Here is an 18,993-nt window from a genome sequence, read left to right as displayed (position 1 = left end):
GTCCGCACTCACCGATGATGTCCCGGCGTGACCGCTCAGCGCGGATAGACCGTGAACTTCGGGGCCTTCTCCCCGCTCGGCGGCACGCCGTAGTGACGCAGCGTGAACTGCATCATCTCCCGGAACGCCGGCGCGGCGATGTCCCCGCCGCCGCCGGCGGGCGTGTGCGCGAAGACCGCGATCACGTAGCGGGGGTTCTCGGCCGGGGCCATGCCGATGAACGAGGCCACCTCGCCGGGCTGCTTGCGCCCGTCGACCAGCCGCCAGCCGGTGCCGGTCTTGCCGGCGACCCGCCACTCCGGGATCGCGGCGGCCCGGCCGGTGCCGTCCTCGACGGTGGTCACCGCCTCCAGGATGGTCCGCAGGGCGGCGGCGTTCTCCGGGCTGAGCACCGACCGGGTGACCGGGGGCTCGGTCGGGGTGGACTTCCCGTCCGGCCCGATGACCGCCTTGACCAGGCGCGGCTGGACGTACGTGCCGTTGTTGGCGATCGTCGCGTAGACGGCGGCCATCTGCAGCGGCGTGGCGTCGACGCTGTGCCCGATCGGCACGGACCCGGCCGACGACCCGCTCCACTCGTCGGCCGGCAGCAGTCGCCCGCTGGCCTCGCCGGGCATGCCGACCCCGGTCGGCTCGCCGAGACCGAACCGCTTCTGGTAGTCGATCAGGCGTTCCGGGCCGAGCTTGTCGGCGATCTGGATGGTGCCGACGTTCGAGGAGTACGCCATCATGCCGGGCAGGCTCATCCGACGGCCGCCGGCCGGGTGGGTGTCGGCGAACCAGGTGTCGCCCTTGCGGATCGCGTTGGGGATCGGCAGCGTCGTGTCGGGGGTGATCTCCCGCTCCTGCAGGGCGGCGCCGAAGGTGACCGCCTTGTGCACCGAGCCGGGGTCGACCACGAAGCTGGTGGCCGCGTCCTCCCGGTCGGTCGGCTCGCTCTCCTCGGGCTTCGCCGCGTTGTAGGTGGGGTGGCTGGCCTGGGCCAGCACCTCGCCGGAGGGGATCTCGAGCACCACGGCCGCGCCGGTGCTGCCCTTGCTCTTGGCCATGTGCCGGGCCAGTATCCGCTGTGTCATGAACTGGAGGTCGCGGTTGACGGTGAGCTGTAGGGAGCTGCCCGGCTTGGCCTTCGTCGTCTCGCTGTAGCCGCCGGGGATAGGGGCGGCCAGGTCACCGAGGCCGACCTCGTAGACCCGCTTGCCGTCCTCGCCGCGCAGCACGTCGTCGTAGCGGGCCTCCAGCCCCTCCAGCCCGACCATGTCCTGGCTGGTGAAGCCGAGCAGGTTGGCGGCGAGGTCGCCGCCGGGCACCTCGCGCCGCTCGTCGCGGTGGGTGCCGATGCCGGGCAGCTCCAGCGCGGTGATCTGCCGGGCCCGGTCGATGTCCACCCCCCGGGCCAGGTACTCGAACTCGGAGTCGGCGCCGTTGATCCGCTTGCGCGGCTTCATCTTCTCGGCCAGCTCGGAGGCCGGGATGCCGAGCAGCGGGGAGAGCGCCTTCGCGGTGCCCTGGATGTCCTTGACCCGGGTCGGGTCGGCGTAGACGTACCGCGCCTCGACGCTGTGCGCCAGCGGGGCGCCGTCCCGGTCGTAGATCGCCCCCCGCGCCGCCGGCAGGGTGACGGTGCGCAGCCGGTCGGCCACGCCGCCGCCCGCGTACGCCGGGGTGTCCACGGCCTGGAGGACAACCAACCGGATGCCGATGACGGCGAACAACGCCAGGGTCAGCACGGTGCCCAGCCGCAGCCGGCGGCGGGGATCGGCCAGCCGCGGCGGCTTCGGCGGCTTGCGCGACGGTCGCCGGGCGGCCGGTCGCTCCGGCCGGCGCGGCGCGCGGCGGCGGGGTGCCGGCGGCTCGTCGTCGTGGCGCGGGCCGCGCGGGGTGACGGTGCGGACGACGCCGGAGCGGCCCGCCGTCTCCCGGCGGCCGGTCCGGCCGGCGCCCGCGCGCCCGCCGTCGAGCACCTGGAGGGCGGGGCGGAACGGGTCGCCGGAGCGGGTGCTGCGCGGGGTCCGCCGCTGCTCGGCGCGGCCGGCGGCGTCGTCGCGCTCGCCCCGGGCGCCGGCGCGCTGCTCCCGGACGGTGCGGCCCCGCGGGGTGTACGCCCGCGCGTCGGAGATGCCACCGGCCCCCGGCTCGCCGGAACGCCGCTCGGCGCCCCGGCCACCGACGTCGCGGGACGAACCGCGCCGGGAGCCCGTGGCGTCCCGGCGCGGTTCCTCCGATCTCGGTGGCACGGTCGTCAGCCTCCCGCGCCCTGCTGGCTGGTGATCGACGGCTGGCCGTCGGCCGGCTGCGGCACCCCGATCACCTTGCCGTCGGGCAGCCGGATGTAGGCCGGCTCACCCGCCTCCACCAGGCCGAGCCGGCGGGCCTGGGCCTCCAGGTTGCCCGGGGCCTCCGCGTCGGCGATCTGCTTGTTGAGCTGCTGCTGCTCCAGGTCGAGCTTGGCCTGCTGCTCCTGGAGCTTCTCCAGCCGGAAGGCGTTCTCGTTGATCTTCGTGTTGACCAGCAGGATGCCGAGCACCCCGCCGACCACCAGCACCAGCACCAGCGCCGCGAACGGCGCCCGCGGCACCTTCACCGGCGGCGGCGGTGCCACCCGCAGCCGGGGCGGGCGCGCCGCGGTGGCGCCACCCCGCTCGGCCGGCCGCAGCGCGGCACTGCCCTGCGTCGGGAACTCGCGCGCCCCCCGGGCGCGAGTCTCCCCCAGCCGGCTCGTCCGGTCCGCCTTCGGCGTGCCGGTCCCGGTGCGCGTGGCCCGCTCCGCCGCGATCCGGCCCCCCGACCGCGGTGCGCGCTGCCCGCCGCCGGTCACGTCCCGGCGGTCGCGCTTGTCATTCGTCATGTCCCTCCCCCTCTTCGTCCGTCCCTGTCCCGTCCCCCGGGATCCCTCGGATCCGTCTCGGACCCGGTGGACCCCGCCCCCGGTTGGTGCATCGCCTTGACCCGCCGGCGGTACCGTTCGCGGTCGGTACGCCCCTGCTGCGCCGCGTCCGGGTCGAGCCGCTCCGCGGCCCGCAGGCGCACCGAGGCGGCCCGCGGGTTCGCGGCGACCTCCCGCTCCCCGGGCAGTTCGGCGCCCCGGCTCAGCAGCCGGAACGTCGGACCCGACCCGGGCAGTTCGACCGGGAGGTCGATCGGGCCCTTGCTGCGGACCCGGTCGGCGAGCGCCGCCTTGGTCAGCCGGTCCTCCAGCGAGTGGTAGGACAGGACCACCATGCGGCCGCCCACGTTGAGCTTGTCGAGCGCGGCCGGCAGCGCCGTCTCCAGCGCTGCCAGCTCCTTGTTTACCTCGATCCGTAAAGCCTGAAACGTTCTCTTTGCCGGGTGTCCCCCGGTTCGTCTGGCTGGTGCCGGAATCGACTCCCGCACCAGCTCCGCCAGCCGCGCCGACGAGGTGATCCGGGCCCGCTCGCGCTCCCGGATGATCGCCGAGGCGATCCGGCCGGCGAACTTCTCCTCGCCGTAGACCCGCAGCACGCGGGCCAGGTCCGGGTGGGAGTAGGTGTTGACCACCTCCTCGGCGGTCACCCCCCGGGTCTGGTCCATCCGCATGTCCAGCGGGGCGTCCTGCGCGTACGCGAACCCGCGGTCGGGCGCGTCGAGTTGCAGCGACGAGACCCCCAGGTCGAACAGGATCCCGTCGATCCCCGGGTAGCCGAGCCGGTCGAGCACCTCGGGCAGCTCGTCGTAGACGGCGTGCTCCAGGTGGACGCGGTCGGCGAAGCGGGCCAGCCGGACGCGCGCGTGGGCGAGCGCCTCCGTGTCCCGGTCCAGCCCGATGAGCACCGTCTCCGGATGCGCCTCCAGCACCGCCTCGGCGTGCCCGGCCAGGCCCAGCGTCGCGTCGACATGGACCGTCCGCCCGCCCCGGCCCAGCGCGGGGGCCAGCAACTCGAGACACCGCTCGAGCAGCACCGGCACGTGCGTGCCGCGTAGCTCCCCCATGTCGACCCCCACTGGTTGAACCTCGTCCTTCATGTGCCTGTCGTCGGACGACGCCGTGCCGTCGTACCGCCAGATCCCCATCCGCTCCCGCCCGCCGGAGGCCGCGGCCCTCCCATCGGATCGTGCGCCTGGCACCGGGGAAGGGGTGCCAGGAACTCGAAAGCGGGTGGAGATCTCGCAGTACGTCGGGCGCCGTCACGCCCTACAGACCGCCGGGCAGCACCCCCTCCTCGATGTCGGCGAAGTCGTCTTCGCTCTCCGCGAGGTAGTTCTCCCAGGCGGCCTTGTCCCAGATCTCCACCCGGGTGCTCGCGCCGATCACGACCAGATCCCGGTCGAGGGCGGCGTACGACCTCAGGTGGGCCGGGATCGTCACCCGGCCCTGCTTGTCGGGCACCTCGTCGTGCGCGCTGGCGAAGAAGACCCGGCTGTAGGCCCGGGCCGCCTTGTGCGTCATCGGCTGCGCGCGCAACTGCTCCGCGATCCGCTGGAACTCGGGCATCGGGAAGACGTAGAGGCAGCGATCCTGCCCTTTGGTGATCACGACACCCCCCGCCAGCTCGTCCCGGAACTTCGCCGGAAGGATCAACCGGCCTTTGTCGTCCAGGCGCGGGGTGTGGGTGCCGAGAAACATCGGCCCAACCCCCTCGCCCTTGAGCGGCGTTCGCGGCGCCGCTGACCCCCCGGGCCGGTGGGCCCTCCCGGCCTCACCATCGCGCCCCACTCTACTCCACTTCCCTCCACCCGCAACCAGAAACGCCCGCGTGGCGCGCCCTTCCGCCGCGCGAAACCGCACGTCAGATGGGGTGGAGCGGAGTGGAGGGCCGGACGGCCCGCCGGAGCCGGTCCGCTTTCCGACATAGATCGACTCCGTCCGGCTGAGCGTGGTCCGGCCACCCCGCCGGACCGCCCCGGCCGAACGGTTCGCCCTCGGCGGCGATCTGGTGGGCCCGCCGGTCCGGTAACCTCGCTCGGGTGACGGACGCGAAGATGCCCCTGCGGGCGAAGGTGGCCAGCTCGGTGTCGCGGACCGCCGCGGCGCTGTCGCGGGCCGCGGGCCGCGGCGACGGCTCGGTGATCGGCGGCTGGATCGGCCTGAAGATCGATCCCGACCTGCTGGCCCACCTGTCGGCCGGGCGCGCCATCGCCCTGGTCTCCGGCACCAACGGCAAGACGACCACCACCCGGCTCACCGCCGCGGCGGTCGGGGTGCTCGGCCGGGTCGCCACCAACTCCTTCGGCGCCAACATGCCGACCGGGCACACCTCCGCGCTGGCCAAGGCCGGCAGCACCCCCTACGCCGTGCTGGAGGTCGACGAGCACTACCTGGCCCAGGTGCTGGAGGCCACCGAGCCGCACGTGGTGGCGCTGCTCAACCTCTCCCGCGACCAGCTCGACCGGGCCAAGGAGGTCGCCATGATGGCGCAGCTCTGGCGCGCCGCACTGGTCCGGCACACCGACGTCCGCATCGTCGCCAACGCCGACGACCCGATGGTGGTGTGGGCCGCGACGCCGCCGCCCAACCACGACCACCGCATCGCCCCGCCGCAGGTCACCTGGTTCAGCGCCGGGCAGCGCTGGCACGACGACTCGTGGGTCTGCCCCGAGTGCGGCTCGACCATCCAGCGCTCGGGCGAGCAGTGGTGGTGCAGCGGCTGCCCGCTGCGCCGGCCCCAGCCGCAGTGGACGGTGGAGGACGACGGCGTGCTCGACCCGACCGGCGCCTGGCACAAGGTCAAGCTCCAGCTCCCCGGCAAGGTCAACCTCGGCAACGCCGCCACCGCGCTGGCCGTCGCCGCCGAGTTCGGCGTCCGGCCCGTGGACGCGGTGCTCCAGCTCGGCACCGTCACCTCCGTCGCCGGGCGCTACGCCCAGGTCGACCGGGACGGGCGCAACATCCGGCTGCTGCTGGCGAAGAACCCGGCCAGCTGGCTGGAGGCGTTCGACATGGCCGACGAGGCGCCGACCCTGCTCTCCATCAACGCCCGCGACCCCGACGGGCTTGACACCTCCTGGCTGTTCGACGTCGACTTCGCCCCGCTGCGCGGCCGGCAGGTGCTGATCACCGGCGACCGCGCGTACGACCTGGCGGTCCGGCTGGAGGTCAACGACGTCCCGTTCCAGCACGTGCGGACGTTCCACGACGCCGTCCGGGCGGTGCCTCCGGGCCGCCTGGAGGTCATCGCGAACTACACCGCGTTCCAGGACATCCGAGCGGAGTTGGACCGTGTCAACTGAGAGCCTGCGTATCGTCTGGATCTACCCCGACCTGCTCTCCACCTACGGCGACCGGGGCAACGCCCTGATCCTCGCCCGCCGGGCGCGGCAGCGCGGGTTCCCGGTCGAGGTGCTGGAGGTCCGCTCCGACCAGCGCCTCCCCGCCACCGCCGACATCTACCTCATCGGCGGCGGTGAGGACGGCCCGCAGGCGCTCGGCGCGCAGCGGCTGCTCGCCGACGGCGGCCTGCACCGGGCCGTCGCCCAGGGCTCGGTCGTGTTCGGGGTCTGCGCCGGCTACCAGCTTCTCGGCACGTCCTTCTTCGCCAAGGGCACCCGGTGCGCCGGGCTGGAGCTGCTCGATTTCTCCTCGGACCGCGGGCCGACCCGGGCCGTCGGGGAGCTGGCCGGCGACGTCGACCCGCGGCTGGGCGTGCCGGCGCTGACCGGGTTCGAGAACCACGGCGGTCGCACCCACCTCGGCCCCGGGGTCTCCCCGCTGGCCCGGGTGACCGCCGGGGTCGGCAACGACGGCGCCACCGAGGGAGCGTGGCGGGGCAAGCTGCTCGGCACGTATTCGCACGGCCCGGCCCTGGCCCGCAACCCCGCCCTGGCGGACCTGCTGCTGCGCTGGGCCACCGGCGCGCACCAACTCCCGCCGCTCGACGACACCTGGTCGGACCGGCTCCGCGCCGAGCGCCGCGCCGCGGTGGCCGCCGCCGCCCGGGCATGAACCCGGCCGTCCGGCGGCTGCTGCGGCAGCGGTCGGCCGTCCGGTTCGCGCTGCTGCTGATCCTGCTCGCCACTTTCGGGGCGGCGCTGCTCGTCGTTCCCCTGCCGGAGGTCGGGGAGCTGCCCCGGCTGGCCGACCGGCTGGGCGACCTCGCCCCCGTGGCGGCGGTCGTCGGCGGGGCGCTGCTGCTGGTGGCGCTCGTCCCCCGGACCTTCATCACGCTCGCCTCGGGGGCGATGTTCGGCGCGCTGGAGGGTGCCGCGTACGCGCTGGGCGCGGCGCTGCTGGCGGCGGCGCTGGGCTTCACGGTCGGCCGCCTGCTCGGGCGGGAGTTCGTCGCCGAACGGGTGCGGGGCCGGCTGGCCCGGATGGACGGCTGGTTCGCCCGGCAGAGCGTCCTCGGCGTGGTCACCGTACGGCTGCTGCCGATCGCGGGCTTCGGCCTGGTCAGCTACGGCTACGGCACCACCGGCGCCCGGGTGCTGCCGTTCCTGGCGGGCAGCGTGATCGCCTCCGTTCCCACCGCCTTCGGCTACGCGGCGGTGGGCGCGGCGGCCGCCTCCCCGGGCGACGTCAACTGGTTCGCCGCCGCGCCCGCCGCGCTCGGCCTGGTCGCCAGCGCGGTGCTGGTCCGTCGCTGGTGGCGCGCCGAGCGGCAGCGCCGGCTCGCTCCGGGCTGAGGCCCGCCGTGTCGAGCCGACCCTCCCCCGACCCGGGCCGCCCCGACCGGCGCGGGGACCAGGGCGAGGAGCGGCTGTCCGGGGGCTTCATCGCCGAGGTCGTCCGCGTCGGCGACACCGTCCGGCGTACGCCGCCGCAGAACGCCGACTTCGTCGCCGCGCTGCTGCGGCACCTGGAGCGGGTGGGCGCGGACGTCGCGCCCCGCCACCTCGGCACGGACGAGCGGGGCCGGCAGGTGCTCAGCCACGTCGACGGTCGGGTGCCGTGGCGGGACCGGGAGGACCCGGCGTACTTCGCCGACCCGGCGTTGACCAGGCTGGCGGCGCTGGTCCGGCGGCTGCACGACGCGTGCGCCGGCAGTTCGCTCGCCGGGGACGCCGAGACGGTCTGCCACCGCGACCTGTCCCCGAAGAACACGGTGTACCGCGACTCTTCCGCCGGCCCGCTGCCGGTGACGCTGCTCGACTGGGACCTGGCCGGTCCCGGCCGGCGGATCGAGGACGTGGCCTTCGCCGCCTGGCACTGGGCGGAGCTGGGGCCGGGCGGCGACCCGGCGGAGCTGGGCCGGCGCGCCCGGCTGCTCTGCGACGCCTACGAGGCGGCCGGCCCGCGGCCGCTCGTGCTGCCCCGCGCCGACCTCGTGGACGTGATGCTCGACCAGCTCGACGGGACCTGGCGCGGCATCGCGGCCGGCGCGGACCGGGGCGAGGAGGCCATGCGCCGGCTCCGCGCGGCGGGCGCCGCCGACGCCGTACGCGGCTGGCACGACTGGCTGGCCGACCACCGCGACGCCGTGACGGCCGCCCTGCGCTGACCCGCCCCCGAGCCCGCACGCCGCGCACCCCGGAGCACACCCGCCGTCCCGCCCGGGCAGGCCCCGTCCGGACGCCAGGGCGCAAGGAAGGGACCCTTCCTATGCAAAAAGCGATAGGAGGGGGCCCTTCCTTGCACCGAGTCAGACGACGACGGAGACCGCGCGGCCCTTGACCACGATGACCTTGCGGGGCTCCCGGCCGGCCAGGGACGACGCGACCGCCTCCAGGGCCGCCGCGCGGACGGTCTCCTCGGCCGCGTCGGCGGCGACCTCGACCCGGCCCCGCACCTTGCCGTTGACCTGCACCGGGTAGGTCACCGTCTCGGCCACCAGCAGCGCCGGGTCGGCGGTCGGGAAGTCCGCGTACGTCAGGGAGGTGTCGTGCCCCAGCCGACGCCACAGCTCCTCGGCGATGTGCGGGGCGAACGGCGCCACCATCAGCACCAGCGGTTCGGCCACCTCGCGCGGGGTCTCCGCCAGTCGGGTCAGCCCGTTGGTCAGCTCGATCAGCTTGGCGATGGCGGTGTTGAACCGGATCGCCTCCATGTCGCCGCGGACCCCGTCGACCACCTTGTGCAGCAGCCGCCGGGTCGCGTCGTCGGCGGGCGCGTCGGTGACCCGCAGCGCGCCGGTCTGCTCGTCGACGACCGCCCGCCAGACCCGCTGCAGGAAGCGGTACGAGCCGACCACCGCCCGGGTCTCCCACGGGCGGGACACCTCCAGCGGGCCCATCGACATCTCGTAGACCCGGAAGGTGTCCGCGCCGTACGCGGCGCACATCTCGTCCGGGGTGACCACGTTTTTCAGGGACTTGCCCATCTTGCCGTACTCGCGCTTGACGGCCGTGTCGCCCAGGTAGAAGCCGCCGTCGCGCTCGGTCACGTCCTCGGCCGGCACGTAGGCGCCCCGGGCGTCGGTGTACGCGTACGCCTGGATGTAGCCCTGGTTGAACAGCTTGCGGAACGGCTCGAACGACGAGACGTGCCCCAGGTCGTACAGCACCTTGTGCCAGAACCGGGCGTACAGCAGGTGCAGCACGGCGTGCTCGGCGCCGCCGACGTACAGGTCGGTGCCCCCGCAGTCGCCCTCGCCGCGCGGCCCCATCCAGTACCGCTCGTTCTCCGCGTCGACGAACCGCTCCGAGTTGGTCGGGTCCAGGTAGCGCAGCTCGTACCAGCAGGAGCCGGCCCACTGCGGCATCACGTTGGTCTCGCGGGTGTAGCGCTTCGGACCGTCGCCCAGGTCCAGCTCCACCTCGACCCAGTCGCGCCGGCGCGACAGCGGGGTCTCCGGGTCGCTGTCGGCGTCCTCCGGATCGAAGGTGCGCGGCGAGAAATCGTCCACCTCGGGCAGCTCGACCGGCAGCATCTCCTCCGGCAGCGCGATGGCGGCACCGGTCTCGTCGTACACGATCGGGAACGGCTCGCCCCAGTAGCGCTGCCGGGAGAACAGCCAGTCGCGCAGCCGGTAGGTCACCGCGCCGGCGCCGTGCCCGTTGGCCTCCAGCCACTCGATGATCCGGGCCTTGGCGTCGGCGACCCCCAGGCCGTCCAGGTCCAGGCCGCGGTCGGGCGCGGCGCTGTTGACCGCCGGGCCGTCCCCGGTGTACGCCTTGCCGTCGAAGCCCTCCGACGGCTGCACGGTGCGCACGATCGGCAGATCGAAGACCTCGGCGAACGCCCAGTCCCGCTCGTCCTGGGCGGGCACCGCCATGATCGCCCCGGTGCCGTAGCCGGCCAGCACGTAGTCCGCGATGAAGATCGGGATCTGCGCGCCGTTCGCCGGGTTGGTGGCGTACGCCCCGACGAAGACGCCGGTCTTCTCCTTCGTGTCGGCCTGCCGCTCGACGTCGGTCTTGGCCGCGGCCGCCTTGCGGTACGCCTCCACGGCCGCCCGCGGGTTGGCGTGCCCGCCGGTCCAGGCGTCCTTCGTCCCCTCCGGCCAGGCGGCCGGCACCAGCGCGTCGACCAGCCCGTGCTCGGGCGCCAGCACCATGTAGGTCGCGCCGAAGATCGTGTCCGGCCGGGTGGTGAACACCCGGATCGGCTCCAGCGTGGTGGGGAAGTCGATGTGCGCGCCGGTGGAGCGGCCGATCCAGTTGCGCTGCATCAGCTTGATCGGCTCGGGCCAGTCCAGCGTGTCCAGGTCGTCCAGCAGCCGGTCGCCGTACGCGGTGATCCGCATCATCCACTGCTTCAGGTTGCGCTTGAAGACCGGGAAGTTGCCCCGCTCGGAGCGGCCGTCGGCGGTGACCTCCTCGTTGGCCAGCACGGTGCCCAGCCCGGGGCACCAGTTGACCGGCGCCTGCGACACGTACGCCAGCCGGTGGTCGTCGACGACGGCCCGCCGCTCGGCGACGGACAGTTCCGCCCACGGCCGGCCGTCGGGCGTGGGCCGGTTGCCGCCCTCGAACTCGGCGATCAGCTCGGCGATCGGACGCGCCCGCTTCGCCTCCGTGTCGTACCACGAGTTGAAGACCTGCAGGAAGATCCACTGGGTCCAGCGGTAGAAGTCCACGTCGATGGTGGCCACCGAGCGGCGCTCGTCGTGGGCCAGGCCCAGCCGGCGCAGCTGCGCCTTGTAGCGCTCGATGTTGGCCACAGTGGTGGTCCGGGGGTGGGTGCCGGTCTGCACCGCGTACTGCTCGGCGGGCAGGCCGAACGCGTCGAAGCCCATCGCGTGCAGCACGTTGCGCCCCGCCATCCGCTGGTAGCGGGCGAAGCAGTCGGTGCCGATGTAGCCCAGCGGGTGCCCGACGTGCAGGCCGGCGCCCGACGGGTACGGGAACATGTCCAGCACGTACAGCTTCTCCGCCCCGGCCCGGGGGTGGCCGGGGTCGGCCAGCGGGCCGGTCGGGTTCGGGGCGTGGAAGGTGCCCTCCCGCGCCCAGACGTCCTGCCAGCGGTGCTCGATCTCCTCGGCCAGGGCCGCGGTGTACCGGAACGGGGGAATGTCGCCCGCCGCTGCTGCCTCACTCATGGCGTCTCCTCGCTTCGCTCGTCGCCGCCGGCCACGCCACGGCCGGGCTGGATGCTGACCTCGCTCGGCGCGGTCATGTCGGTATGGATCGGGTCTGCTCCCCCGGCGCGCCGTGCCGTCGGGGCCGGCGCCGGGGCCGACCGCCGGGGCGCCCGGCGGAGGGCACAAAAAAGCCCCTCGCGCAGGAGGGGCCGCCGTGCTGTCGCGCGTCAGCGCATCAGCACGGCCCGGTAAGGAGCAGGAAGAATCCGGCCATGACCGGGAGTGTACCCGCCGTCCGGTCCCGCGCGTCGCCCGCTACCACCGGTCGGGACGCGGGCCCCGTCCGAAACGCCCCCGGGCGCCCTTCGTGATCATGGACGGCACCCCGAGCGACGCGCGGATCCCCCGACCCGGCGAATATTCGGGGCGTAACCGACGGTCCACCTGCGGGGGTCGGCGACAGCGACAAACATGGTTAGCCTGAGAGACCAATGAGATTCCTGCGGCAGACGAGGCTCGGCGTCGCGAACCCAACGGCGGGTCCAGCTGCTCTATACAGAGCTGCCGTCCGGCGACGAGGAGGAGGCCCGTGACACAACAGACCTGGGACGAGGTGGGCGGCCTGTTGCCGCACGACGAGTTCCGCGCCGCCAGCGAAGCCATCGTCTCGAACATCGAGCAGGTCATCGAGGGCAAGACCGCCACCGTGCGGCTCGCCCTGGCGGTGCTGCTCGCCGAGGGGCACCTGCTCATCGAGGACGTGCCGGGCGTCGGCAAGACGAAGCTCGCCAAGGCCATGGCCCGCTCGATCGACTGCTCGGTGCGCCGCATCCAGTTCACCCCGGACCTGCTGCCCAGCGACGTCACCGGCGTCAGCGTCTACAACCAGGAGACGCACGACTTCGAGTTCCGTCCCGGCGCGGTCTTCGCCAACCTGGTCGTCGGCGACGAGATCAACCGCGCCTCGCCGAAGACCCAGTCCGCGCTCCTGGAATGCATGGAGGAGCGGCAGGTCACCGTCGACGGCGTCACCTACCAGCTCCAGACGCCGTTCATGGTCGTCGCCACCCAGAACCCGATCGAGATGGAGGGCACCTACCCCCTCCCCGAGGCGCAGCGCGACCGGTTCACCGCCCGCATCGCCATGGGCTACCCCGACCCCAACGCGGAGCTGGCCATGCTCGACGGGCACGGCGCCACCGACCCGCTGGACGAGCTGCGGCCGGTCTCCGACGCCAACACGGTGCGGCAGCTCATCGCGCACGTCCGGCAGGTGCACGTCGCCGACGCCGTCAAGCAGTACGCGATCGACCTGGTCACCGCGACCCGGGAGGCCCCCGACCTGCGCCTCGGCGCCTCCCCGCGGGCCACCCTCCAGCTGCTGCGCACCGCCCGCGCGGTCGCCGCCCTGGAGGGGCGGGACTACGTCCTCCCCGACGACCTGCAGGCGCTGGCCGTGCCGGTGCTCGCGCACCGGATCATCCCGACCGCCGACGCCCAGCTGGCCCGGCGCACCACCGACGCGATCGTCTCCGAGCTGGTGCACCGGCTGCCGTTGCCGCACGACCGCAAGCGCTCCCCGTACGACACCCGACCCACGGGCGAGGGCAACGGCCGAGCCCCCTACGAGCCGCGGAGGCGGTGACGTGCGAGACGGGCTGCGAGGGCTGACGACCCGCGGCCGATCGTTCCTGGCGGCCGCGGTCGCGGCCGCGATCTCGGCCGGCATCCTCGGCGAGAAGGACCTGCTCCGGGTGGCCGTCCTGCTGGCCGTCCTGCCGCTGCTCGCCGCCGCCTACGTGGGGCGCAGCCGCTACAAGCTGGCCTGCAACCGGTCGCTGGACCCGCACCGCACGCCCGTCGGGGCGAGTTCCCGGGTGGTGCTGCGGTTGCAGAACCTGTCCCGGCTGCCCACCGGCACCCTGCTGCTGGAGGACCGGCTGCCCTACGCGCTGGGCAGCCGGCCGCGGGTGGTGCTGGAGCGGCTCGGCGCCCACCAGGCCAGCTCGGTGGCGTACACGGTGCGGGCCGACGTGCGCGGCCGCTACGAGGTGGGCCCGCTGGTGGTCCGGATGACCGACCCGTTCGGGCTGTGCGAGCTCAGCCGCGCCTTCCCGAGCACGGACCACCTGACCGTCATCCCGCAGGTCACCCCGCTGCCCTCGGTACGCCTGCCCGGCGAGTACGCCGGCAGCGGCGACAGCCGGGCCCGCTCGGTCGCCGTGCACGGCGAGGACGACGCCGCCACCCGGGAGTACCGGATGGGCGACGACCTGCGCCGGGTGCACTGGAAGTCGACCGCGCGCACCGGCGAGCTGATGGTGCGCCGGGAGGAGCAGCCGTGGGAGAGCCGGGCGACCGTCGTGCTGGACACCCGCGCGTACGGCCACCGGGGCGACGGGCCGACGGCGTCCTTCGAGTGGGCGGTCTCCGCCGCCGCGAGCATCGCGGTGCACCTGCGGCAGGCCGGCTACAAGCTGCGCCTGGTCACCGGCTCGGGGGCCGACGTCGACGCCTCCGAAGCCGCCGGCGACGGGCTGCTCCTCGACCAGCTCGCCGAGGTCGGGCTCGACAAGAACGTCGAGCTCACCACGCTGGTGCAGCGGGTCCGGCAGCGGGCGGACGGCGGCCTGATCATCGGCCTGTTCGGCTCGCTGGGCACGGCCGAGGCCGAGCTGCTGGCCGGGCTGCGGGGCAACGGCGCGACCTGCGTCGGTTTCCTGCTCGACAGCTCCACCTGGCTCAACCTGCCCGCCAAGGCGCGGGCCGAGGCCGACCACGCGCACAGCGCCGCCGCGCTCGCCCTGCTGCAGAGCGGCTGGCGGGTGATCGGGGTGGACCACGGCGCCCGGTTGCCGGCGTTGTGGCCGCAGGCGGCCCGCGGTTCGCAGGGCTTCGCCCTGCGGGCGGCGATGGCCGAGACGGTGGCCGGCGGCGTGCGATGAACGGAAGGGTCCCCTCATGATCGCCCACCGGAACCTGGGCTTCGTGGCCGCCGCGGCGACGCTGCTCGCCGCGGCGCCGCTGTCGGCCATCTTCGAACGCTGGACGTGGCTGATCCAGGCCACCATCGCGGTGGCCGTGGTCGCGGCCACGGCCGCGCTCGCCCGGCTGGCACGGGTGCCGCTCTGGGGGCAGGTGCTCGCCATGCTGGCCGGCCTCACGCTGGCCCTGACCTGGCTCTTCCCCGGCGGCACCGAGTTGCTCGCCTTCCTGCCCACGCCGGCGACCTTCGCGCACTTCGGCGACCTGTTCAGCGGGTCGCTGGAGGACATGCGCTCCTACGGCGTCGAGGTGCCCGACACCGACCCGCTGCTGTTCATCACCGTGCTGGGGATCGCCGGCGTGGCGGTGGTGGTCGACGTGCTCGCCGTCGGGCTGCGCCGGCCGGCGCTGGCCGGCCTGCCCATGCTGGCCATCTACTCCGTGCCCGTCGCGGTCTACGTCGACAGCGTCCCGCCGGTGCCGTTCGTCGTCGGCGCCGCCGGCTACCTCTGGCTGCTGGTGACCGACAACGTCGACCGGGTCCGCCGGTTCGGCCGGCGGTTCACCGGCGACGGCCGCGACGTCGACGTCTGGGAGTCCTCGCCGCTGGCCGCCGCCGGCCGGCGACTCGCGGTGGTCGGCGTGGCGCTGGCCGTGGCGCTGCCGCTGGCCGTGCCGGGGATGACCGGTGGGCTGCTCGACACCCTGACCTCCGGCTCCGGCGACGGCAACGGCAACGGGCGTCCCGGGCAGGGCGGGGCTCCGGGCCGGATCGACCTGTTCGCGGCGCTGAGCGGGCAGCTCAACCAGTCCGAGGTGGCCGACCTGGTCAAGGTCAGCACCAACGAGCCCAGCCCGTTCTACCTGCGCTTCGGCGTCGCCGACGAGCTCAAGTCGAGCGGCTTCGACGTGGGCAACCCCAGGGGCCGCTCCGTCGAGAACCTGCCGACACCGTCCGGCGAGGGCGTCGAGCAGCGGACGTACCGGGCCACGGTCGAGGTCACGAAGAACCTCACCATGCCGCTGCTGCCGGTCTACACCGAGCCGGTGCGCACCGAGGACCTGAACGGCAACTGGTTGTACGACCCGAACCTGCAGGTGGTCTTCTCCAACCGCGACAACTCCCGCGGCAAGCGCTACGCGTTCGACTACGTGCGCTCGACGTACACCCCCGAGGCGCTGCAGCGGGCGCGACCGCTGCCGTCGGACCACCCGGTGCGGCGCGCGCACCCGGCGCCGCCGCCGATTCCCGAGGTGGAGAAGCTGGTCCGCACCCTGGTAGCGAACAAGGACACCGAGTACGACAAGGTCCGCGGGATCTACGACTACTTCTCCGCCGACAACGGCTTCACGTACTCGCTGAGCACCAAGGGCGGCATCAGCGGCCAGGAGATCGTCGACTTCCTCAACAACAAGGTCGGCTTCTGCCAGCAGTACGCCGCCGCGATGGCGTGGCTGGTCCGGGCCGCCGGGATCCCGGCCCGGGTGGCGTTCGGGTTCACCAACGGCAGCAACTCCAGCGGCGGCACGTACACGCTGACCAACCGGAACCTGCACGCCTGGACGGAGGTCTACTTCAACGGCGTCGGCTGGGTGCCGTTCGACGCGACCCCCGCGTACGGCGTGCAGGGCTCGACCCGGTCGGCCTGGGCCCCCGACATCGACGCCCCCGAGGACGACGCGCCGGCCCCGGGCCCGTCGGCCCCCGTCGGCGAGACCGACCCGTCGGCGGGCCCGCGGGGCCCCGAGGGCCCCGAGGAGGACCCCGACTCCGGCCTGGCCGTCGGCGCGGCGGCCCCGGCCGAGCAGGCCCCCGTCTGGCCCTGGTACGCGGCCGGCGCGGTGCTCCTCCTGCTGGTCCTGCTCGCCCTGCCGGCGCTGCGCCGGCTGGCCCTGCGGAGGCGGCGCAGCGGCCCGGCGACGCCGGCCCCGACCGCCGTCCGGGCGAGGGAGGCCGGCGACGCGCCCGCCGACGGGCAGCGAATGGTGGTCCTGGTGGACGCCGAGCGGGCCCGGGCGGACGCGCACGCCGCCTGGGACGAGCTGCTCGACACGCTGGTGGACTACCGGGTGCGGGTGGACCGGACGGAGACGCCGCGGGCCACGGCCGACCGGCTGTCCCGGGAGGCGCTGGCCGCCGACGCCGAGGCCACCACGGCGGTACGGCTGCTCGGCCGCGCCGAGGAGCGCGCCCGCTACGCGCGCGACCCGCTCACCGGCGAGCACCTCCCGCCGGCCCTGCGCACCATCCGCGGCGCGCTCGCCGCGCGGGCCGACCGGCGTACCCGCCTGGTGGCGGCGGTGCTGCCGCCCTCGGTGCTGCTGCGCTGGCGACTGGCCACGGCCGACGCGTCGTCCCGGCTGCTGGCGGCGGGCGCGCGCGCCCGCTCCCGACTGCTGCGCTGGAGCCCGCGCCGCCTGCTGGCCGACCGCATGGCCCGCTGACGCGCACGCCCACCGAACGGGCCGGGAGCGGCGACGCCGCCGTTCCCGGCCCGTTCCCGTCGCGGCGCGGGCTGCCGCCACCGAGGCAGGCGGGCGGAGGGCAGGACGGGGAAGCGCGGGCACCAAGGCCACGGTGCCTTGACGGCGCGGAGCGTCAGGGGCCGGCCGGTCTCGCTGTGGCGACTGACCACGGCGAACGGCGAGCCGGCGGGGTGCGCGAAGCGTCAGAGGCCGCTGAGGCGGGCCGTGGGCGCCCGACACGTCGGAGGCCGCCGGGGCGAGCGCAGGCGCGGAACGTCGGAGGGTGCCCGGGGCGGGCCCAGGGGCGCACGGAGACGCCTCAGGTCGCCGGGCGTGCCGGCGACGCGGTTCGTCGTCGCGGTGGTGCGACCCGCCTCAGCGGCGGGCCGGGCTCAGCGGTGCCCCTCCGGGCGCTGCCGCCACCGGTCCTCCATCCGGTCGAGGATCGAGGGCCGCCGACCCGTACGACCGCGGGGGCGGCGACGACTCGTCGTGCCTCCCACGACGTGCAGGTCAGGTGACTGCGCCCGACGATGCGACTGCACCGCGAACGCGGCCGAGGCCAGCATGACGACAAAACCCGCCACTGCCAGCGGCGGAGTCTTGATCACCGCGCCATAGACCAACAGGGCCAGCCCAGCGATGATCACGCCGGCAGCGACGAGCAGGCGACGCCGCGCGTGGAAACGCGGATCGCTGGCGCGCACGGCCGAGGCGAATTTGGGGTCCTCGGCAAGCGACCGCTCGATCTGCTCGAACAGCCGCTGCTCGTGCTCCGAGAGCGGCACGGCACTCCTCCCCGGTCACGTGGGTCGGCCCGGTCGGGCCGACAGACCGTGGCAGCCAACCGGCTGCTTACCCGCAAGTCTACGAGGGCCCTCGCGCGTCGGAAAGCGGGACGACCTACGGCCGGGGTGGATTTTCATTTCGTCGCCCGTCCCGGGCCCGGAGCAGACTGGCCGGACCTATGACGGACCGCCCGAAACGGGCAGCCGCGGCGTCGGCGGCAGCTTCCGCCTCCCGCCAGCCGCGCTCGGGCGCGCCGAGGGCGAGCTGCCTCGGGGTCTCCCGCGCCGGGGCGAGGCCCTCGACGCGGACGCCGACCAGGCGGATGCGCTCGCCCGGGTCGAGCGCGGTGTAGAGCGCCCAGACCGTGTCGAAGATCTCCCGGGCGACGTCGGTCGGCACGCCCGACGTGCGCGACCGGTTGACGGTGCGGAAGTCGGCCAGCCGGACCTTCAGCGACACCGTCCGCCCGACCTGCCCGGCCCGGCGCAGCCGGGCGCCCACCTTCTCGGCGAGGGCGAGCAGCGCCCGGCGGATCTCCAGGGGATCGGCCACGTCGGCGTCGAAGGTCACCTCCGCGCCGATCGACTTCTCGACCTGCTCGGGGCTGACCCGGCGCGGGTCCCGCCCCCAGGCCAACTCGTGCAGGTGGGTCGCGGACGCCTCGCCGAGCGCCTTGCGCAGCATGCCGACCGGCGCCTCGGCGAGGTCGCCGATGGTGGCCAGGCCGAGCCGACGCAGCGTCTCGGTGGAGCGCTCCCCCACCCCCCACAGCGCCGACACCGGCAGCGGGTGCAGGAAGTCGAGCACCCGGACGGCCGGGACGACGAGCAGCCCGTCGGGCTTGGCGCGGGTCGAGCCGAGCTTGGCCACGAACTTGCTCGGCGCGACCCCGACCGAACAGGTCAGCCCCTGTTCCCCGGCGACGCGCTCGCGGATCCGCCGGGCGATGGCGGCCGGGGAGCCGAAGAGCCGCCGGGCCCCGGCCACGTCGAGGAACGCCTCGTCGAGTGAGAGCGGCTCCACCAGCGGGGTGACGTCCCGGAAGATCTGCATGACCGCCCGGGAGGCCGCCGAGTATTGCGCGAAGTCCGGCGGGAGGTAGACCGCGTGCGGGCAGAGCGCGCGGGCCCGCGCGGTGGGCATGGCGCTGCGGACGCCGTAGCGCCGGGCCTCGTAGCTGGCGGAGCTGACCACCCCGCGCGGGCCGACCCCGCCGACCACGACGGCCCGGCCGCGCAGTTCCGGCCGGCGGCGGACCTCGACCGAGGCGAAGAACGCGTCCATGTCGACGTGCAGGATCGGGCAGCCGGAGTCGTCGGCGTCCGGCCCGAACCGGGGATCGCCGCCCCGGGGCAACGACTGGCTGCGACCCATCCCCGCAGGTTAGCGGGCGCCC

At 74.5% G+C, this 18,993-nt stretch carries 13 protein-coding genes and 1 pseudogene; 7 read left to right on the top strand and 7 right to left on the bottom strand.

The window, feature by feature from the left end:
* Nucleotides 1-35: 35 nt before the first annotated feature.
* From ACZ6Q9_RS14020 to mraZ, 4 genes and pseudogenes are all read right to left on the bottom strand, one after another.
* Nucleotides 36-2,237 (bottom strand): peptidoglycan D,D-transpeptidase FtsI family protein, encoded by a 2,202-nt coding sequence (locus ACZ6Q9_RS14020; protein ID WP_393454726.1) that lies wholly within the window; start codon nt 2,235-2,237, stop codon nt 36-38.
* Between the two features lie 5 nt (nt 2,238-2,242).
* Complete coding sequence (gene ftsL / locus ACZ6Q9_RS14015) at nt 2,243-2,848, bottom strand: cell division protein FtsL (RefSeq protein WP_350712098.1); 606 nt, start codon at nt 2,846-2,848, stop codon at nt 2,243-2,245.
* Nucleotides 2,838-3,951: pseudogene (gene rsmH / locus ACZ6Q9_RS14010) on the bottom strand (16S rRNA (cytosine(1402)-N(4))-methyltransferase RsmH). Before rsmH ends, ftsL begins: the two are co-directional and overlap by 11 nt.
* 202 nt (nt 3,952-4,153) lie before the next feature.
* A complete protein-coding gene (gene mraZ / locus ACZ6Q9_RS14005; protein WP_393262763.1) occupies nt 4,154-4,585 on the bottom strand; it encodes a division/cell wall cluster transcriptional repressor MraZ in 432 nt (143 codons plus the stop codon).
* A gap of 356 nt (nt 4,586-4,941) precedes the next feature.
* On the opposite strand from mraZ, the gene ACZ6Q9_RS14000 reads away from it, so the two are divergent.
* Genes ACZ6Q9_RS14000 through ACZ6Q9_RS13985 form a run of 4 tightly spaced genes read left to right on the top strand, consistent with a single transcriptional unit; the run spans nt 4,942 to nt 8,396 of the window.
* Nucleotides 4,942-6,189, top strand: coding sequence for a MurT ligase domain-containing protein (locus ACZ6Q9_RS14000; protein WP_350712137.1), 1,248 nt, complete (start codon nt 4,942-4,944; stop codon nt 6,187-6,189).
* Entirely contained in the window at nt 6,179-6,901 is a 723-nt protein-coding gene (locus ACZ6Q9_RS13995; protein ID WP_393262766.1) for a type 1 glutamine amidotransferase, read from the top strand. Before ACZ6Q9_RS14000 ends, ACZ6Q9_RS13995 begins: the two co-directional genes overlap by 11 nt.
* Complete coding sequence (locus tag ACZ6Q9_RS13990) at nt 6,898-7,581, top strand: TVP38/TMEM64 family protein (RefSeq protein ID WP_393454723.1); 684 nt, start codon at nt 6,898-6,900, stop codon at nt 7,579-7,581. Before ACZ6Q9_RS13995 ends, ACZ6Q9_RS13990 begins: the two co-directional genes overlap by 4 nt.
* 8 nt (nt 7,582-7,589) lie before the next feature.
* Entirely contained in the window at nt 7,590-8,396 is an 807-nt protein-coding gene (locus ACZ6Q9_RS13985; protein WP_393454720.1) for a phosphotransferase, read from the top strand.
* A gap of 141 nt (nt 8,397-8,537) precedes the next feature.
* Here the strand turns inward: ACZ6Q9_RS13985 and leuS are convergent, their stop codons facing one another.
* Nucleotides 8,538-11,375 (bottom strand): leucine--tRNA ligase, encoded by a 2,838-nt coding sequence (gene leuS / locus ACZ6Q9_RS13980; protein ID WP_396827453.1) that lies wholly within the window; start codon nt 11,373-11,375, stop codon nt 8,538-8,540.
* Between the two features lie 571 nt (nt 11,376-11,946).
* On the opposite strand from leuS, the gene ACZ6Q9_RS13975 reads away from it, so the two are divergent.
* The 3 genes from ACZ6Q9_RS13975 to ACZ6Q9_RS13965 are packed head-to-tail and all read left to right on the top strand — an operon-like array spanning nt 11,947 to nt 16,787.
* Nucleotides 11,947-13,002, top strand: coding sequence for an AAA family ATPase (locus ACZ6Q9_RS13975; RefSeq protein ID WP_350712104.1), 1,056 nt, complete (start codon nt 11,947-11,949; stop codon nt 13,000-13,002).
* Nucleotide 13,003: 1 nt separating this feature from the next.
* On the top strand, nt 13,004-14,302 hold the full coding sequence (locus ACZ6Q9_RS13970; RefSeq protein ID WP_396827455.1) for a DUF58 domain-containing protein: 1,299 nt from the start codon (nt 13,004-13,006) through the stop codon (nt 14,300-14,302).
* 16 nt (nt 14,303-14,318) lie between these two features.
* Complete coding sequence (locus ACZ6Q9_RS13965; protein WP_396827456.1) at nt 14,319-16,787, top strand: transglutaminase TgpA family protein; 2,469 nt, start codon at nt 14,319-14,321, stop codon at nt 16,785-16,787.
* Nucleotides 16,788-17,200: 413 nt separating this feature from the next.
* On the opposite strand, the gene ACZ6Q9_RS13960 is transcribed toward ACZ6Q9_RS13965, so the two are convergent.
* Complete coding sequence (locus ACZ6Q9_RS13960) at nt 17,201-17,596, bottom strand: DUF3040 domain-containing protein (protein ID WP_350685819.1); 396 nt, start codon at nt 17,594-17,596, stop codon at nt 17,201-17,203.
* Between the two features lie 115 nt (nt 17,597-17,711).
* Nucleotides 17,712-18,971, bottom strand: a complete 1,260-nt coding sequence (locus tag ACZ6Q9_RS13955; protein ID WP_393262782.1) for a DNA polymerase IV — start codon at nt 18,969-18,971, stop codon at nt 17,712-17,714.
* Nucleotides 18,972-18,993 lie beyond the last annotated feature (22 nt).

This window comes from Micromonospora sp. NPDC049139 (assembly GCF_055586845.1).
Note: the sequence above shows the minus strand (reverse complement) of the source record. Positions and strands in the feature narration are given on the sequence as shown.